Annotated in this window: 15 protein-coding genes; 11 read left to right on the forward strand and 4 right to left on the reverse strand. The window is 74.0% G+C overall.

The annotated features are described in order from the left end of the window. A partial coding sequence (locus ACR807_RS35805) for an aminotransferase-like domain-containing protein (RefSeq protein WP_438925941.1) occupies nucleotides 1-1,078 on the forward strand: 1,078 nt, incomplete at its 5' end. Between the two features lie 190 nt (nucleotides 1,079-1,268). Beyond that, nucleotides 1,269-2,336 carry a D-alanine--D-alanine ligase family protein gene (locus tag ACR807_RS35810; protein ID WP_438925942.1) on the forward strand — a complete coding sequence of 356 codons (1,068 nt, stop codon included), beginning with the start codon at nucleotides 1,269-1,271 and terminating at the stop codon, nucleotides 2,334-2,336. On the opposite strand, the gene ACR807_RS35815 is transcribed toward ACR807_RS35810, so the two are convergent. Further along, nucleotides 2,333-2,917: a DUF3515 domain-containing protein gene (locus tag ACR807_RS35815; RefSeq protein WP_438925943.1), complete on the reverse strand. Its 585-nt coding sequence runs from the start codon at nucleotides 2,915-2,917 to the stop codon at nucleotides 2,333-2,335. The genes ACR807_RS35810 and ACR807_RS35815 overlap by 4 nt on opposite strands. Before the next feature lie 20 nt (nucleotides 2,918-2,937). Next, nucleotides 2,938-3,171 (reverse strand): Lrp/AsnC family transcriptional regulator, encoded by a 234-nt coding sequence (locus ACR807_RS35820; RefSeq protein WP_033431506.1) that lies wholly within the window; start codon nucleotides 3,169-3,171, stop codon nucleotides 2,938-2,940. A gap of 97 nt (nucleotides 3,172-3,268) precedes the next feature. Here ACR807_RS35820 and ACR807_RS35825 point away from each other — a divergent pair, with 97 nt between their 5' ends. The 5 genes from ACR807_RS35825 to ACR807_RS35845 all read left to right on the forward strand — a co-directional run bounded on the left by ACR807_RS35825 (nucleotide 3,269) and on the right by ACR807_RS35845 (nucleotide 6,708). Continuing rightward, nucleotides 3,269-4,234 carry a thiamine-phosphate kinase gene (locus ACR807_RS35825; RefSeq protein ID WP_438925944.1) on the forward strand — a complete coding sequence of 322 codons (966 nt, stop codon included), beginning with the start codon at nucleotides 3,269-3,271 and terminating at the stop codon, nucleotides 4,232-4,234. A 14-nt stretch (nucleotides 4,235-4,248) separates the two neighbouring features. Continuing rightward, nucleotides 4,249-4,719 (forward strand): GNAT family N-acetyltransferase, encoded by a 471-nt coding sequence (locus tag ACR807_RS35830; RefSeq protein WP_438925945.1) that lies wholly within the window; start codon nucleotides 4,249-4,251, stop codon nucleotides 4,717-4,719. Between the two features lie 18 nt (nucleotides 4,720-4,737). Then, nucleotides 4,738-5,259 carry a gamma carbonic anhydrase family protein gene (locus ACR807_RS35835; RefSeq protein WP_438925946.1) on the forward strand — a complete coding sequence of 174 codons (522 nt, stop codon included), beginning with the start codon at nucleotides 4,738-4,740 and terminating at the stop codon, nucleotides 5,257-5,259. Between the two features lie 14 nt (nucleotides 5,260-5,273). After that, entirely contained in the window at nucleotides 5,274-5,948 is a 675-nt protein-coding gene (locus ACR807_RS35840) for a uracil-DNA glycosylase (protein WP_438925947.1), read from the forward strand. A gap of 115 nt (nucleotides 5,949-6,063) precedes the next feature. Continuing rightward, the gene (locus ACR807_RS35845) at nucleotides 6,064-6,708 is read left to right on the forward strand and encodes an RICIN domain-containing protein (RefSeq protein ID WP_438925948.1); all 645 of its coding nucleotides are present in this window, start codon (nucleotides 6,064-6,066) and stop codon (nucleotides 6,706-6,708) included. A 331-nt stretch (nucleotides 6,709-7,039) separates the two neighbouring features. Here the strand turns inward: ACR807_RS35845 and rpmB are convergent, their stop codons facing one another. Further along, nucleotides 7,040-7,231 carry a 50S ribosomal protein L28 gene (rpmB, locus tag ACR807_RS35850; protein ID WP_306747451.1) on the reverse strand — a complete coding sequence of 64 codons (192 nt, stop codon included), beginning with the start codon at nucleotides 7,229-7,231 and terminating at the stop codon, nucleotides 7,040-7,042. A 146-nt stretch (nucleotides 7,232-7,377) separates the two neighbouring features. Between rpmB and ACR807_RS35855 the strand changes: the two genes are divergently transcribed. From ACR807_RS35855 to ACR807_RS35865, 3 genes are read left to right on the forward strand one after another with little or no spacing between them, the layout of a single operon-like run. Next, nucleotides 7,378-8,982 (forward strand): DAK2 domain-containing protein, encoded by a 1,605-nt coding sequence (locus ACR807_RS35855; RefSeq protein ID WP_438925949.1) that lies wholly within the window; start codon nucleotides 7,378-7,380, stop codon nucleotides 8,980-8,982. Between the two features lie 37 nt (nucleotides 8,983-9,019). Further along, nucleotides 9,020-11,209: an ATP-dependent DNA helicase RecG gene (gene recG / locus ACR807_RS35860; protein WP_438925950.1), complete on the forward strand. Its 2,190-nt coding sequence runs from the start codon at nucleotides 9,020-9,022 to the stop codon at nucleotides 11,207-11,209. Nucleotides 11,210-11,232: 23 nt separating this feature from the next. Beyond that, complete coding sequence (locus ACR807_RS35865) at nucleotides 11,233-12,072, forward strand: hypothetical protein (RefSeq protein ID WP_438925951.1); 840 nt, start codon at nucleotides 11,233-11,235, stop codon at nucleotides 12,070-12,072. A gap of 3 nt (nucleotides 12,073-12,075) precedes the next feature. On the opposite strand, the gene ACR807_RS35870 is transcribed toward ACR807_RS35865, so the two are convergent. Further along, a complete protein-coding gene (locus ACR807_RS35870) occupies nucleotides 12,076-13,254 on the reverse strand; it encodes a coiled-coil domain-containing protein (protein ID WP_438925952.1) in 1,179 nt (392 codons plus the stop codon). Nucleotides 13,255-13,664: 410 nt separating this feature from the next. Between ACR807_RS35870 and ACR807_RS35875 the strand changes: the two genes are divergently transcribed. Further along, a partial coding sequence (locus ACR807_RS35875) for a pyruvate carboxylase (protein WP_438925953.1) occupies nucleotides 13,665-17,035 on the forward strand: 3,371 nt, incomplete at its 3' end.

A 17,035-nucleotide genomic window follows, 5' to 3' on the forward strand; every position in this document is an offset into this window, starting at 1 on the left:
CGGCGCGCCGTGGGCCGAGGGGCTGGACCGGGCGGCGTGGCGGCGGGCGTGGCGGGCGGCGGCGGACGTGCCGCCGCTGTTCCGGCCCGCGCGCGCCGGGCTGCCCGAGTACCGGGCCGTGGTCGCCGAGCACCTGCTGCGCCACCGGGGGCTGGCCGTGCGCGGCGGGCTGCGCGAGGAGCACGTGCTGGCGACCGGCGGCACCACCGCCGCGCTGGTCGAGCTGGCGTCGGCCGTGCTGGAGCCCGGTGACGTGGTGGCCGTGGAGGAGCCCGGCTACCAGCGGGCCGTGTGGGCGCTGCGGTCGGCCGGCGTGCGGGTCGTGCAGGCGCCCGTGGACGAGGAGGGCATCCTCGTGGACGCCGTGCCGGCCGGCGTGCGGGGCGTGTACTGCTCGCCCGCGCACCAGTACCCGATGGGCGGGCGCATGTCGGCCGGGCGGCGGGTCGCCCTCGTGGAGCGGGCCCGTGCCGAGGGGTGGCTGGTCGTGGAGGACGACTACGACGGCGAGCTGCGCTACGACGTCGCGCCCCTGCCGCTGCTGGCCGCGCTCGCGCCGGACGTCGTCGTGCACCTGGGCACGACGAGCAAGATCCTCACCCCGACGCTCGGCGCGGGCTGGATGGTGGCCCCCGAACCCATCGCCGCCGAGGTCCTGGCCCACCGCGACCGCACCGGCACCAGCCCGTCCGCGGCGGGCCAGCGCGTGCTGGTGGAGCTGGCGCGCAACGGCGACCTGGGCCGTCACCTGCGCAAGCTGCGGCGCGAGCTGTCCGAGCGCCGCGCCCTGCTGTCCGCCGCGTTCGCCGACGCGGGCGTGCCGGTCCTCGGCGACGACGCGGGGGCGCACGTCGTCGTGCCCCTGCCCTCCGCGCAGGCCGAGCGCGACGCCCTGGCCGAGGCCCTCGCCCACGGCCTGCGCCTGGACGGCCTGGGCCGCCACCACGCCGCCCGCCCCAGGCTGCACGGCGCCGCGATCGGCTACAGCGCCTGCTCGCGCGACCAGCTCACCGCCGCCGTCCCCACCCTGATCCGCATCCTCGCCCACCCCCGAGAGTCCAACGCCCAGGCCCCCTGAGTTCTCCACTCGCGAATGAAGAACTCAAGGGTCCTGGGCGTTGGACTCTCGGGTCCTGGGCGTTGGACTCGCCGGTGCGGTGGCCGTTCACCCGCGAGTCCAGCGCTCGCGACCCGCGAGTCCAGCGCTCGCGACCCTTGAGTTCCGCGTTCGCGATGGGTGGTTACGCCATCCGGGTAGGGTCCGAGCCATGACACAGCGCAAGACCAAGGTCGCCGTGGTGTTCGGCGGGCGCAGCAGCGAGCACACCGTCTCCTGCCTGTCCGCCGGCAGCGTCCTCCCGCACCTGGACCGCGAGCGGTTCGAGGTGGTGCCGGTGGGCATCACCGAGGGCGGGGCGTGGGTGATCGGCGCCGACGACACCAAGGCGCTGGAGGTGCGGGAACGGCAGCTCCCCAGCGTCGACTCCCTGGTGCCGGTGTCCGGCAGCGAGCTGGTCCCGGTCACGCCCGACGCGGTGCTGGACGACGTGGACGTGGTCTTCCCCGTCCTGCACGGCGCGTGGGGCGAGGACGGCACGGTCCAGGGCCTGCTGGAGCTCGCCGACATCCCCTACGTCGGCCCCGGCGTCCTGGCCAGCGCGGTCGCGATGGACAAGGAGTTCACCAAGCGCCTGCTCCAGGGCGCGGGCCTGCCGGTCGGCGAGTTCGCCGTGCTGCGCCGCGACCAGGAGACGCTGTCCGACGCCGACCGCGACCGGCTGGGCCTGCCGGTCTTCGTGAAGCCGGCCCGCGCGGGCTCGTCCGTCGGCATCTCCAAGGTCGTCGACTGGTCCCACCTGGACAGCGCGATCGCGCTGGCCCGCAAGACCGACCCGAAGGTCATCATCGAGGCCGCCGTGTCCGGTCGCGAGATCGAGTGCGGCGTCCTGGAGTTCCCGGACGGCCGCGTCGAGGCGTCGCTGCCCGCCGAGCTGCGCATCGTCGGCGGCCAGGTCGACTGGTACGACTTCGACGCCAAGTACCTCGACGACGTCGCCGAGTTCGACATCCCCGCCAAGCTCGACGACCACGTCTCCCGCGACCTGCGCGCGATGGCCGTGGCCGCCTTCCACGCGCTCGACTGCCAGGGCCTGGCCCGCGTCGACTTCTTCGTCACCGACTACGACGAGCTGGTCGTCAACGAGGTCAACACGATGCCCGGCTTCACGCCCATCTCGATGTACCCGGCGATGTGGGCGAAGACCGGCCTCGACTACCCGACGCTGCTGACCACCCTGGTGGAGACCGCGCTCGCCCGCGGCACCGGCCTGCGCTAACGCCGCCCCTGCGTGTCCACGGGGCCCTTGGCGAGGGCGTCTCGGATCGTCGTCGAGATGTCCTGCAAGGGCCCCGTGCCCGCGTCCGACGGCACGGTCAGCGCCACGTACACCGGCCGGTCCACCGCGTACCAGGTGGACGTGGCACCCTCGGACAGCACCAGCCAGTCGACGTCGGAGATCGTCCGCAGGGTGGAGGTCGGCGTGAGGTCAGCCGGTCGGTCCAGGCCGCACCGCAGCACGATCGGCTCGTGCGCCGCGTCGCCCCAGGCCACCGCGCCGGGCGGGGCCGGGGCCGCCAGCTCGCGCCGCGACAGCGTGGCGCCGTTGGACAGCAGCTGCATGGGCAGCGCGCTCACCAGCGCCGCGCACTCGCCCGACCCGGCCCCCGGCGCGGGCACGGGCACCAGCGCCACGGGACCGGAGCGGTCGACCGACGGGTCGGCGGGGTCGTCCTTGCCGCCCGCGCCGAGGAAGAGGCCCACGGCCGCCACGCCCGCCGCGAGCAGCGCCGGCAGGCCCAGGGCCACGGCGAGCAGCGGACGGGGGAGCAGCGAGGCGGGTTCCGGTTCCTGTGCCACGCGGTTATGACAGCACGGGCCTACAGGTGCACCACCGGGCAGGTCAGCGTTCGCGTGATGCCCTCCACGTTCTGGATGCGGGCGACCACGAGCTGTCCCAGCTGGTCGACGGTGTCGGCCTCGGCGCGGACGATGACGTCGTACGGACCGGTGACGTCCTCCGCTTGGGCCACCCCGGGGATGCCGGAGATCTCCGCCGCGACGGCGGCTGCCTTCCCGACCTCGGTCTGGATGAGGATGTATGCGTGCACCACGGCGTGCCCCTTCGTCGCGACAGGTTAGGTCGGGGTAGGAACGTGCACAGCAACGTACCCCAGTCGGGGTTCCGAATGCTCAGAACGGGAGGCAATCTTGCGTCCGGAGCCGCCGCGGAACGCGGACACGGTCGCTGACGTGGGTGAGTTCGGTCTCATCCGCCGGGTGACGGCAGGTCGGACGCAGCCGCCCACCACCCTGCTCGGGCCGGGTGACGACGCGGCTGTGGTCGCGGCGCCCGACGGCCGCGTGGTGGTGTCCACCGACGTGCTCGTCGAAGGCGTCCACTTCAGACTCGACTGGTCCTCCCCCGAGCAGGTCGGCCGCAAGGCGGCGGCCGTGAACCTGGCGGACGTGGTCGCCATGGGAGCCGTCCCGACCGCCCTCACGATCGGCCTCGCGTGCCCCGCCGACACCCCCTCCTCGGTGGTGGAGGGAATCACCGCCGGGCTGTGGCAGGAGGCCGTCGTCGCGGGGGCCGGCGTGGTGGGCGGCGACATGGTGTCCTCCGCGACACTGGTGATCTCCGTTACGGCGATGGGCGACATGGGCGGCCTGGAGCCCGTGACGCGGGCCGGCGCGCAGGTCGGCGACGTGGTCGCGGTGTGCGGGCGGCTCGGCTGGGCGGCGGGCGGCCTCGCCGTGCTCCAGCGCGGGTTCCGCTCGCCGGTCGCGGTCGTCGGGGCGCAGCGCACCCCGGAACCGCCCTACGCCGCCGGTCCGCAGGCCGCCGCCGCGGGCGCGACGGCGATGATCGACGTGTCGGACGGCCTGCTCGCCGACCTCGGGCACATCGCCGACGAGTCGGGCATCGGCATCGACATCCGCACCGAGCTGCTGGAGGTGCACCCGCGGCTGATCGACGTGGCCGCGGCGCTGGGCGCGGACGCCCGGCACTGGGCGCTCACCGGCGGCGAGGACCACGCCCTCGCCGCGACGTTCCCCGAGCCGGCCGCCGTGCCCGACGGGTGGCAGACGATCGGCACCGTCCGGCACGGCAGCGGGGTCACCGTGGACGGTCGCGCCTACGAGAAACCCCCTGGTTGGGAGCATTGGCGGTAGGTAAGCTCGACAATGTGGAACTATGCACGCTTCCGTATGACCATCCAGATTCGGTCAAGCTGATCGCCGAGCTCCAGCAGGTGTTCGTGGTCCGCTACGGCGACGAGGACGTGACCCCGGTGGACCCGGCGCAGTTCTCCGCGCCCCTGGGGCACTTCGTCGTCGGCTACCTCGACGGCGCGCCGGTGGCGTGCGGCGGGTGGCGCGCGCACGACGTGGCCGAGGACTCCCTGCGCCCCGGCGACGCCGAGATCAAGCGCATGTACGTCGTGGACGCGCTGCGCGGGCGGGGCCTGTCCCGGCTCGTGCTGGCCGAGCTGGAGGACGCCGCCCGCGCCGCCGGCCGCACCCGCATGGTGCTGGAGACCGGCACCCGCCAGCCCGAGGCGATCGGCCTGTACGAGGCGAGCGGGTACGCGCGCATCGACAACTTCGGCGTCTACCGGCATCATCCGGACAGCTTGTGCTACGCGAAGGAACTCTGAGGGCCAAGGGGAGCGGCTGTGGCGATCTACGCGCTGGGTGACCTCGAACCGGTGATCCACCCGGACGCCTACGTGCACCCGGACGCCACCGTGATCGGGGACGTCCGGATCGCCGCCCACGCCTCCGTGTGGCCGCAGGCCGTGCTGCGCGGCGACTACGGGCGCATCGAGGTCGGCGAGCGCACGTCGGTCCAGGACGGCACGGTCGTGCACTGCACCGAGTTCCACCCCGCCGTCATCGGCGCCGAGTGCGTCATCGGGCACAACGTGCACATCGAGGGCGCCACCATCGCCGACCGCTGCCTCATCGCGTCGGGTTCGGTGGTGCTCAACGGTTCCGTGGTGGAGGAGGGCGCGATCGTCGGGGCCGGCGCGGTGGTCTCGTTCGACGGGCGCGTGCCCGCGCGGTCCATGGCGCTCGGCGTGCCCGCGAAGGTCCGCGAGGGGTACGTGGTGCCCGACGGCGCGTGGCAGTTCGCCGTGGACAGGTACGTGGACAACATCTCGCGCTACCGCGGGGAACTGCGGCGGCTCGACTGAGGTAGGGTCCCGCCGTGGGTCGTCCCCTTGAGGAAATCGTGGAAGCCGGCTGGGCCGCCGCACTCGCGCCCGTCGCCGATCAGGTCGCCAGGATGGGCGAGTTCCTGCGGGCGGAGGTCGCCGCCGGGCGGACGTACCTGCCCGCGGGGGAGAACGTGCTGCGGGCCTTCCAGCAGCCGTTCCACTCGGTGCGCGTGCTGATCGTCGGCCAGGACCCGTACCCGACGCCGGGCCACGCCGTCGGCCTGAGCTTCTCGGTGTCGCCGGAGACCCGGCCCATCCCCAAGAGCCTGAACAACATCTACACCGAGTACACGTCCGACCTGGGCCACCCCAAGCCGTCCAACGGCGACCTGACGCCGTGGGCCGAGCAGGGCGTGCTGCTGCTCAACAGGGCGCTGACGGTGCAGCCGGGCAAGTCGAACTCCCACCGCAACAAGGGCTGGGAGCCGGTCACCGAGCAGGCCATCAAGGCGCTCGCGGCCCGCGACACCCCGCTCGTGGCCGTCCTGTGGGGCAGCCAGGCCCGCGCGCTCAAGCCGATGCTCGCGCCGTACCCGTGCGTCGAGTCGGTGCACCCGAGCCCGCTGTCCGCGTCCGGCGGCTTCTTCGGCTCCAAGCCGTTCAGCAAGGTCAACGCGCTGCTGGAGCAGCAGGGGGCCGAGCCGGTGGACTGGAAGCTGCCGTGAGCACCGTCCGTCACCCGTAGGTGGGAGAAGTGCCCCCGGTCGGGTGATCGGTCGGGTAGGCCGTGCCGAGCGGGCAACCCGGAGGTCCCCAGGACCGATGGGAAGGACGACGGAGATGGCGCTCGCTCGCACGCTGACGGCCGGCGCGCTCGTCGCGGTCTGCGCGGTGGCCTGCGCCGCCACCGCCCTGGCGGCCGGGCCGGTGCAGGTCGGTCCCGCGCAGTCCGGTCCGGTGCAGGCAGGTGCAGTGCAGGCAGGTGCGGGGCGAGCCGGCCGGCCCGTCCCGGTGCCCGTGGTGACGCCCACCGCCGTCGCCGTCCCCGGTCGGGCGGGCGCCGAACCGGACACCACGCGGCTGGCGAACCCGTCGACCGGCACGAGGCTGGCCGTCAACGGCGAGTCGGTCGTGCTCACCGACCGGGCGTCGGACGCCGACTCGTGGGAGGTCGACCAGACCCCCGAGGGCGTCCGCGTCCGCAACACCGCAGCCGACCGGTGCTTGACCGCGCCGGCCGCCGACGCGCGGCCGGGTGCGCGGGTCGGCCTCCGCGCCTGCGACGGCGCCCCCGACCAGCGCTGGGCCCTGCGCCCCAGCGGTGACGGCGGCTGGACCCTCGCCCGCGGCGCGGACCGCGACCTCGTGCTCGGCGTCGGCTACGACGGCGACCGCCCGGCCACGGCCGTCTTCGCGCCCGCCACCGCCGACCCGCGCCCGGAGCACGTCTGGGCCGTCGACCACCGACCCGCCGCCGCCCACTGACCCGCCGCTGCCCACTGACCCGCCGCTGCCCACTGACCCGCCGCTGCCCACTGACCCGCCGCTGCCCACCGACCCGCCGCTGCCCACCGACCCGCCGCCGCCCACTGACCCGCCGCTGCCCACCGACCCGCTGCCCACCACTGATCCGCCGCCGACCGCCGAACCGCCGTCGACCGAACCGCCGACCTCCGCGTGCCGCCCGGGTTCGCCACCAGGGCACAGCGAGTCCGTCCACCTGGCACCCCGGACCCGCGCCCGAGCGCCTCGCGGACAGCGAAAGGCCCCCGGGTGAACCACCCGGGGGCCTTTCGCCACGCTTCAGGGCACGGCGTCAGCCGCGCACCACCTTGCCCGCCTTCAGGCACGAGGTGCACACGTTGAGCCGCTGGCGCTGCGAAGAGGACACCTTCGCGCGCACGGTCTGGATGTTCGGGTTCCACCGGCGGTTCGTCTTCCGGTGGGAGTGCGAGACAGAATGGCCGAAGCCCGGCCCCTTGCCACAGACGTCGCACACGGCAGCCACGTCAGCCACTCCTTCAGGTTCTTCGGGGGTACTCACGCCCCGGCGGGCGCGCAAGCGTGCACAAGCCTCAGCCGGGCATGGCAACCTGGACAGGGTAGCCGGTCGGCCGCACCGCCTCCAAACCGGGTCGAATACCCTCGGCGGCCATGCGGGCTCTCGATGCGGTCGCGGTGCGCCAGTGGGCGGACGCCTGTGTGCGGTCCCTGGACGCCAACCGGGAGGACATCGACCGCATCAACGTGTTCCCGGTGCCCGACGGCGACACCGGCACCAACCTGCTCCAGACCATGCGCTCGGCGCTGGACAACCTGCTCCGGACCCCCGCCGACGAGGACGCCGGCGTCGGCACGGCCCTGGCCGCCCTGGCGCGCGGCGCGCTGGCCGGGGCCCGCGGCAACTCCGGCGTCATCCTGTCCCAGGTGCTCAGGGGCCTCGCGGAGGCCGCCCAGGGCGCGTCCACGGCCGGCGGCTCGTCGCTGCGGCGGGCGTTGCAGCGCGCCGACGAGCTGGCCACCGCCGCCGTGTCCGCGCCCGTGCCCGGCACCGTGCTGTCCGTCCTGCACGCCGCCGCCGAGGCGGCCCGCGACTGCGGCTCCGACGACCTGGACGAGGTGGTCACCGCCGCCGCCGGCGCCGGGGCCGCCGCGCTCGCCGACACGCCCCGCCAGCTCGCCGTGCTGGCCCGCGCCGGGGTCGTCGACGCAGGCGGGCGGGGCCTCGTCGTGCTCCTGGACACCCTGGCGGGCGTCGTCACCGGCCGCGCGCCGGAGACCTCCGGCGCGGCCCCGGCGAGCGTGCCGCGCGACGCCCTCACCACCGCCCGCGAAGCCGGGTCGGCCGACTACGAGTACGAGGTCATGTACCTGCTCGACGGCGACCTCGACGCACCCCGGCTCCGGGCGGCGCTGGAGGCGGTCGGCGACTGCGCGTCCGTCGTCGGCGACGGGGCCGGCCTGTGGACCGTGCACGTGCACTGCAACGACATCGGCGCGGCGATCGAGGCGGGCATCGCGGTCGGCCGCCCGCACCGCGTCACCGTCGCCCGGTTCGCCGACCAGGTCGCCGCCGCGTCCCGCTTCGCCCGCGACCGGGCGATCGTCGTGCTCGTCGACGGACCGGGCGCGGCCGAGCTGTTCCGCTCCGAGGGCGCCGTGGTGTTCGAGCCCGGCGACGCGGACGTGACCGCCGCCGACCTGCTCGCCGTCGTCACGGGCACGCGGGCGCGGCAGGTGACCGTGCTGCCCGGCGACCCGGCGTGGCGCGGACCGCTCGACGAGGCCGTGGCGCAGGCCGTCGCCGCCGGGCAGGACGTCGTGGTCGTGCCGACGTTCTCCCCGGTGCAGGCGCTGGCCGCGCTCGCCGTGCACTCGCCGACGCGCCGCGCGGGCGACGACGTGGTCGCCATGGCCGAGGCCGCCGCGGCCACCCGGCGCGGCGAGGTCGCGGTGTCCGCCCGCGAGGCCATCACGTGGGTGGGCCGGTGCGAGCCGGGCGACCTGCTCGGCATGGTCGACGGCGAGGTCGTGCTCGTCGCGCCCGGCAGCGAGGACGTCGGCGACCTCGCGTGCCGCCTGGTCGACCGGATGCTCGCCAGCGGCGGCGAACTGGTCACCGTGCTGCTCGGGCGGGGTGCCCCGGACGGGCTGGAACGGGTGCTGGAAGATCACCTGCGGGTGACCCACCCGGAGGTGGAGCTGGCCGCCTACCAGGGCGGACAGCCGGACGCCCTCGTCGTCGTCGGTGTCGAGTAGTGGGTTTGTCGGTGTCGAGTAGTTGGATGGGCCGCTGATGACGACCTTCGACGAGAAGCTGGTGGCGGTGCTCGGCAAGAAGAGCGCCGACGCCCTGGAGTCCGGCCTGGGCCTGCGCACGGTCGGCGACCTGCTGCGCCACTACCCGCGCCGCTACGACGAGCGCGGCAAGCTCACCGAGATCGCCGGGCTGGAGCTGGGCGAGCACGCCACCGTGCAGGCGCGGGTCAAGAGCGCGCGGCAGCGGCGGATGAAGTCGCGCAGCGGCGAACTGCTGGAGGCCGTCATCACCGACGGCTCCAGCGACCTGCACCTGGTGTTCTTCGGGCGCGGCTCGCGCAAGGTCGAGCGCGAGCTGCTGCCCGGCCGCGAGGCGATGTTCGCGGGCAAGGTCGGCGTGTTCAACGGCAAGCTCCAGCTCGCCCACCCCGACTACCAGGTGCTCGACGGGTTCGACGGCGACGCGGCCAAGTTCGCGGGCGCGTTCATCCCGGTCTACCCGGCGGCGCAGGGCATCCAGTCGTGGAACGTCTCCAACTGCGTGGAGCAGGTCCTCGCCCTGTGGGACGGCGTCGCCGAGGACCCGCTGCCCGAGGACCTGCGCCGGGCCCGCGACCTCGTGCCGCTGGAGAAGGCCCTGCGCGACATCCACCGCCCGGACGGGTGGGCCGCGATCACCGTGGCGCAGCAGCGCCTCAAGTGGGACGAGGCGATGGCCGTCCAGCTCACCCTGGCCCAGCGCCGCAAGTCCTCGACGGCCCGCCCGGCACCCGCGTGCCCGCCCCGCGACGGCCTCGTGCGCGACGCCTTCGACGCCCGCCTGCCGTTCGAGCTGACCGCCGGCCAGCGCGAGGTCGGCGAGCAGATCGCGGCGGACCTGTCGCGGGACGTGCCGATGAACCGGCTGCTCCAGGGCGAGGTGGGCTCGGGCAAGACGATGGTGGCGCTGCGGGCGATGCTCCAGGTCGTCGACGCGGGCCGGCAGGCCGCGATGCTGGCGCCCACCGAGGTGCTGGCCGCGCAGCACGCCCGGTCGCTGCGGGAGCAGCTGGGCGACCTCGCGCAGGCCGGTGAGCTGGGGGGAGCGGAGCACGCGACGCGCGTCACGCTGCTGACCGGCTCGATGGGCGCGGCGGCGCGGAAGAAGGCGATGCTGGAGATCGTGACCGGCGAGGCCGGGGTCGTGGTCGGCACGCACGCGCTGATCCAGGACAAGGTCGGGTTCCACGACCTCGGGCTGGTCGTGGTCGACGAGCAGCACCGGTTCGGCGTGGAGCAGCGCGCCGCGCTGAGCGGGCGGGCCGGCGGGTCCGCGCCGCACGTGCTGGTGATGACGGCGACGCCGATCCCGCGCACCGTGGCCATGACCGTCTACGGCGACCTGGAGGTGTCCGCGCTGCGCGAGCTGCCGCGCGGGCGTTCGCCGATCTCCACGTCGGTGGTGCCGATCGCGGAGAAGCCGCAGTGGCTGGACCGGGCGTGGCAGCGCATCCACGAGGAGGTGCGCAAGGGGCACCAGGTGTACGTGGTGTGCCCGCGCATCGGCGACGGGGAGAACGAGGACGGCGAGGAGCCGCCGAAGGAGGACGGCAAGGGCGACGGCTCGGACCGCCGGCCGCCGCTGGCCGTGGTGGACGTCGCGAACCGGCTGGCCGCCGGGCCGCTGCGCGGGCTGGCGATCGACGTCCTGCACGGGCGGATGGCCCCGGACGACAAGGACGCCGTGATGCGGGCGTTCGCGGCGAACGAGGTGCAGGTGCTGGTGGCCACCACGGTGGTCGAGGTCGGCGTGAACGTGCCCAACGCCACCGTCATGGTGATCATGGACGCCGACCGGTTCGGCGTGAGCCAGCTGCACCAGCTGCGCGGGCGCGTCGGCCGGGGCAGCGCGCCGGGGCTGTGCCTGCTGGTCACCGAGATGCCCGGCGGCACGTCGACCATGGAGCGGCTGCGGGCCGTCGAGTCCACCCTGGACGGCTTCGAGCTGGCGCAGCTGGACCTGGAGCTGCGGCGCGAGGGCGACGTCCTGGGCGCGGCCCAGTCGGGCACGCGGTCGGGGTTGAAGATGCTGTCGCTGCTGCGCGACGAGGACGTGATCGCCGACGCGCGGGTCGTGGCGCAGGAGGTCGTGGAGGCGGACCCGGACCTGGCCGCGCACCCCGGGCTGGCCGGCCTGGTGGCGGGGCTGCTGGACGAGGAGCGCGCCGAGTACCTGGAGAAGGCGTGAGCGGCGGCCGGTTACCCTGACTCGTGCGCCGTTCCCCGCTCGCCCTGGTCCCGTCGGCCCTGGTCCTGCCGGCGTTGGTGTCGGCGCTGGTCGCCTGCTCGCCCGGCCCGGGTGGTGACCCGGCCCCGTCGAGCGCCCCGCCGCCCCGCGGCGACCTGGCGGTCCTCGCCGAACGCGTCGAGCAGCGGCGCGCCGAGCTGTCCACGGCCGCGTTCCACACCGAGGGCTTCGCCTCCGACGGGGAGGCCACCGAGGTCCGCACCGTGGTCGACGGGTCGGTCAGGCACTCGCCCGGCGGGCTCAGCGCGTCGATGGTGATGGACGTCTCGACCGGCGGTCAGCCGCCGAACCGGACGACCCTCGTGGTGGTGCCCTCCGGGACGTACGTGCAGGTCGCGGGCGCGCCCATGCCCGAGGGCAAGAAGTGGGGCCACTACACGCCCGAGAACAGCGGCTCGCTGGCGGCGCTGCTGCGCGGCTTCGGGCCGAGCGCCACCGTGGGCGCCGAGCTGGACTACGTGCAGCCGAGCGCCGCGCTGATCACCGGCACGACGACCGAGCGGCTCGACGACGTGCCGGTGACCCGCTACGACCTGGTCGTGGACCCGATGAAGATGGCGAAGGTCGTCGAGGACCCGGACATCCAGCTCCAGCACACCCAGCTCGCCGACTACGGCGTGGCGATCGCCGCCTCGGTGTGGGTGGACGCCACCAGCGCGCCGCTCAAGGCCGAGTACCGCTTCCAGCTGGACGGGAAGGTCGTCAAGCAGTCGACCACCCGGTTCCGCGACTGGGGCGGCCCGGTGGGCATCGCGGTGCCGAACCAGGCCGAGGTCGTGCCGGCCGACCAGCTGCCCCAGTAGCCCCTACCTGCGCTTCTTGGGCACCGGCAGCTGGGTCGTGGGCTGCTCGGACGGGTCCACCCCGGCCTTCGCCGGCTCCTCGGCCTTCGCCGCCGGCTCGGGCTTCACCGGTTCGGTCTTCGTGGGCTGGGCCTTCGCGGGCTCGGCCTTGGCGGGCTGGGCCTTGGCGGGCTCGGCCTTGGCGGGCTCGGCCTGCGCAGGCCGGTCGTCGGTCGGCTCGGCCTTCGCGGCGGCGGCCTCCTCCTCCGCCCGGGCCTCGACGTCCAGCGGCGACAGGGTGGCCATCGCCCGGGTGATCGCCTCCTGCGCCGCGGCGAACTGCTCGGTCACCGCCCGGTGCACGGTGTGCAGCTCGGCGAGCTTGAGGTCGGCCGCGGTCACCCGGCGGTCGGCGTGGGCGTCCGCCTCGGTGATCGTCCGCTCGGCGCGGGAGTTGGCGTCGGCGATCGCCTCCTCGGCCTTGGCCAGGGCCTCGGACTCCAGCTCGGCGACCTCGGCGCGGGCGGCGTCGAGGAGCCTCGCGGCCTCCGCCTTCGCCTCCACGACGTGCACCTCGTGCTCCTTGCGGAGCGTGGTGCGCAGCTCGTCGTACTCCTTGTCGAGGTCGTCGTGGTGGCCCTTGTACTTCTGCTCCAGCTCGGTGCGCCTGGCCGCCAGCTCCGCGGTCCTGCCCTCGAAGTCGGCCGTCAGCCGCTCGCGCTCCGCGGTGGTCTCGGCGACCAGCGCCTCGTGCTCCCGGTTGAGCTTGACCCGCAGCTCCTCCAGCGACTTCTCCAGCTCGGCGCGCCGCTCCTCGTACTGCCGCTCCAGCTCGGTCGTCCGCTGCTGGTGGGCGGCCTCCAGCTGGCGGCGGCGCTCCTCCAGCTCGGTCATGGCCCGCTGGTGCGCCACCCGGCCCTCGGCGGCGGCGCGCTCGGCCTCGGCGCGCGTCGCGTTGGCCTGGTCGAGCGCGGCCTTGCGGATGTCGGCGATCTCCTCCTCGGCGAGCGTCATCATCACGCGCACGCGCTCGGTGACGTTGGAGGCGTTGACGGGGCTGTTGGCGAGGTTGCTCACCTGGCCCTTGACCTTGTCCAGCTCGGCACGGGTGGAGCTGAGCAGCTTGGACAGCTCCGCGACCTGGGTCGACGCCGCCTCACGCGCTCTGTTGGAGTTCTTCAGGTCGAACTCGAGACGCGTCACGCGCTCGTTCACCTGGCGTTGGTTGTACCCGCGCAGAACTACGTCGAAATGGGTGCGGGCAGCAGGCTGCCCAGTCCCTTCAGCCCCGGCCATGACCTCAACCCTACCGAGACTTCGGCGGGCGCAGTCACCCGATGTGGCGAACGCACCGTGACGGCCCGGTGATCGTCGGTACGCGGTGGACGGAGCGCGACCGCGCTGCGTCGAACGGGTGTTCGGCGGAACGGGGAGCTGCGCACGACGGCGCCACAGGGGAGAATCCCGGGGCATGGTCCCAGGTCGCACCGCCCTTGACCGGATGAGTGACCGATCACGATGACGTCCGTCACGTGAGATGGAACTCCCGAGGGGCGGGAAGCGCACGGTAGCGTGCCTTGATTCACCGCCGAGCAACCGGGAGGGAACGCCGCATGTTCCGCAAGGTTCTTGTCGCCAACCGCGGCGAGATCGCGATTCGGGCCTTCCGCGCCGCCTACGAGCTGGGCGCGGGCACGGTTGCGGTCTTCCCCCACGAGGACCGCAACTCCCTGCACAGGCTGAAGGCAGACGAGTCCTACGAGATCGGCGAGCCGGGGCACCCGGTCCGCGCCTACCTCTCGGTGGAGGAGATCATCAAGGCGGCCCGCAAGGCGGGCGCCGACGCGGTCTACCCCGGCTACGGCTTCCTGTCCGAGAACCCCGAGCTGGCCAAGGCGTGCGCCGAGGCCGGCATCACGTTCATCGGTCCGCCCGGCGACGTGCTGGAGCTGACCGGCAACAAGGCCCGCGCCATCGCCGCGGCCCGCGAGGCCGGCCTGCCCGTGCTGAAGTCCAGCGCGCCCTCCAGCGACATCGACGAGCTGCTGGCCGCCGCCGCGGACATCACCTTCCCCGTCTTCGTGAAGGCGGTCGCGGGCGGTGGCGGTCGCGGCATGCGCCGCGTGGAGGACGAGGGCTCGCTGCGCGAGGCCCTGGAGGCGGCGTCCCGCGAGGCCGAGTCGGCCTTCGGCGACCCGACGGTGTTCCTGGAGCAGGCCGTGGTCGAGCCGCGGCACATCGAGGTGCAGATCCTCGCCGACGGCGAGGGCAACGTGATGCACCTGTTCGAGCGCGACTGCTCGGTGCAGCGCCGCCACCAGAAGGTCATCGAGATCGCGCCCGCGCCGAACCTGGACCCGGAGCTGCGCGCCCGCATCTGCGACGACGCGGTGAAGTTCGCCCGGCACATCGGCTACCGCAACGCGGGCACGGTCGAGTTCCTGCTCGACCCGCACGGCAACTACGTCTTCATCGAGATGAACCCCCGCATCCAGGTCGAGCACACGGTGACCGAGGAGGTCACCGACGTCGACCTCGTGCAGTCGCAGATGCGGATCGCGAGCGGCGAGGACCTGGACGACCTGGGCCTGAGCCAGGAGACCGTGCAGCTGCGCGGCGCGGCCCTCCAGTGCCGCATCACCACCGAGGACCCGGCCAACGGCTTCCGCCCCGACACGGGCATGATCAGCGCCTACCGCTCGCCGGGCGGCTCGGGCATCCGCCTGGACGGCGGCACGACCGGCGCGGGCACGGCCATCGGCGCGCACTTCGACTCGATGCTGGTCAAGCTCACCTGCCGCGGTCGCACGTTCTCCGCCGCCGTGGCGCGGGCCCGCCGCGCGGTCGCCGAGTTCCGCATCCGCGGCGTGTCCACGAACATCCCGTTCCTCCAGGCGGTGCTGGACGACCCGGACTTCTACGAGGGCCGCGTCACCACCTCGTTCATCGAGAAGCGCCCCCGGCTGCTCACCGCGCGCGTCCCGGCCGACCGCGGCACGCGCCTGCTGACCTACCTGGCCGACGTGACGGTGAACAAGCCGAACGGCCCGCGGCCGTCCGTCGTGGACCCGCGCGAGAAGCTGCCGGCGGTCGACCTGGCCGCGGAGCCGCCCGCCGGGTCGAAGCAGAAGCTGGTGGAGCTGGGCCCGGAGGGCTTCGCCCGCTGGATGCGGGAGTCGACGGCGCTCGGCGTGACCGACACCACGTTCCGTGACGCGCACCAGTCGCTGCTGGCCACCCGCGTGCGCACCAAGGACCTGCTGGCCATCGCGCCGCACGTGGCGCGGATGGCCCCGCGGATGCTGTCGCTGGAGGCGTGGGGCGGCGCGACGTACGACGTGGCGCTGCGGTTCCTCGCCGAGGACCCGTGGGAGCGGCTGGCGGCGCTGCGCGAGGCGGTGCCCAACATCACCCTCCAGATGCTGCTGCGCGGTCGCAACACGGTGGGCTACACGCCCTACCCCGAGGCGGTGACCAGCGCGTTCGTCGAGGAGGCCACGAAGACCGGCATCGACATCTTCCGCATCTTCGACGCCCTCAACGACGTCGAGCAGATGCGCCCGGCCATCGAGGCGGTCCGCGAGACCGGCACGGCGGTCGCCGAGGTCGCCCTCTGCTACACCTCGGACCTGTCGAACCCCGAGGAGCGGCTCTACACGCTCGACTACTACCTCAAGCTGGCCGAGCAGATCGTCGGCGCGGGCGCGCACGTGCTCGCGGTGAAGGACATGGCGGGCCTGCTGCGCCCGCCGGCCGCCGCGCGCCTGGTCACGGCGTTGCGCAAGGAGTTCGACCTGCCCGTGCACCTGCACACCCACGACACGGCGGGCGGTCAGCTGGCCACCTACCTGGCGGCGATCCAGTCCGGTGTGGACGCGGTGGACGGCGCGGTCGCCTCGGTGGCGGGCACGACGTCGCAGCCGCCGCTGTCGGCGATCGTCGCGGCCACCGACTACACCGAGCGCGCCACCGGCCTGGACCTCCAGGCGGTGTGCGACCTGGAGCCGTACTGGGAGTCGGTGCGCAAGGTCTACGCGCCGTTCGAGTCCGGCATCCCCGGTCCCACGGGCCGCGTCTACAAGCACGAGATCCCCGGCGGGCAGCTGTCCAACCTGCGCACCCAGGCGGTCGCGCTCGGCCTCGGGCAGAAGTTCGAGGAGATCGAGTCCATGTACGCCGCCGCCGACCGGATGCTCGGCCGGCTGGTGAAGGTGACCCCGTCCTCGAAGGTCGTCGGCGACCTCGCGCTGCACCTGGTGGGCGCGGGCGTGAAGCCGGAGGACTTCGAGGCCGACCCGGGCCGGTTCGACATCCCCGGCTCGGTGATCGGGTTCCTGCACGGCGAGCTGGGCGACCCGCCCGGCGGCTGGCCGGAGCCGTTCCGCAGCAAGGCGCTCCAGGGCCGTGCCGCGCCCAAGGGCGTGGCGGAGCTGACCGAGGAGGACGAGAAGGGCTTGGAGGGCGACCGCCGCGCCACCCTCAACCGGCTGCTGTTCCCGGCGCCGACCAAGGAGTTCCTGGCGCACCGGGACGCCTACGGCGACACCAGCGTGCTGAGCAGCAAGGACTTCTTCTACGGCCTCAAGCCGGGCGAGGAGTACTCGGTCGACCTGGAGCCGGGCGTGCGGCTGCTCATCGGCCTGGAGGCCATCAGCGAGCCCGACGAGCGCGGCATCCGCACGGTGATGGCGGTGCTCAACGGCCAGCTGCGGCCCATCCAGGTGCGCGACCGGTCGATCGCCGCCGAGGTCCCGGCCGCCGAGAAGGCCGACCGGACCAACCCCGACCACGTCGCCGCCCCGTTCGCGGGCGTGGTCACGCCGAGCGTGGCCGAGGGCGACCGGGTCGAGGCGGGCCAGACCGTGGCGACCATCGAGGCGATGAAGATGGAGGCCGCGATCACCGCGCCGAAGGCGGGCCGCGTGGCGCGGCTCGCGGTCGGCGGCGTGCAGCAGGTGGAGGGCGGCGACCTGCTGATCGTGCT

The organism is Saccharothrix sabaoui, assembly GCF_051756985.1.
Lineage (GTDB): Bacteria > Actinomycetota > Actinomycetes > Mycobacteriales > Pseudonocardiaceae > Actinosynnema.

Excerpts from the sequence above, each read along its gene's own strand:
- ACR807_RS35810 (WP_438925942.1), top strand. The coding sequence starts at position 1,269 with ATGACACAGCGCAAGACCAAGGTCGCCGTGGTGTTCGGCGGGCGCAGC.
- ACR807_RS35845 (WP_438925948.1), top strand. The coding sequence starts at position 6,064 with ATGGCGCTCGCTCGCACGCTGACGGCCGGCGCGCTCGTCGCGGTCTGC.
- ACR807_RS35855 (WP_438925949.1), top strand. The coding sequence starts at position 7,378 with ATGCGGGCTCTCGATGCGGTCGCGGTGCGCCAGTGGGCGGACGCCTGT.
- recG (WP_438925950.1), top strand. The coding sequence starts at position 9,020 with ATGACGACCTTCGACGAGAAGCTGGTGGCGGTGCTCGGCAAGAAGAGC.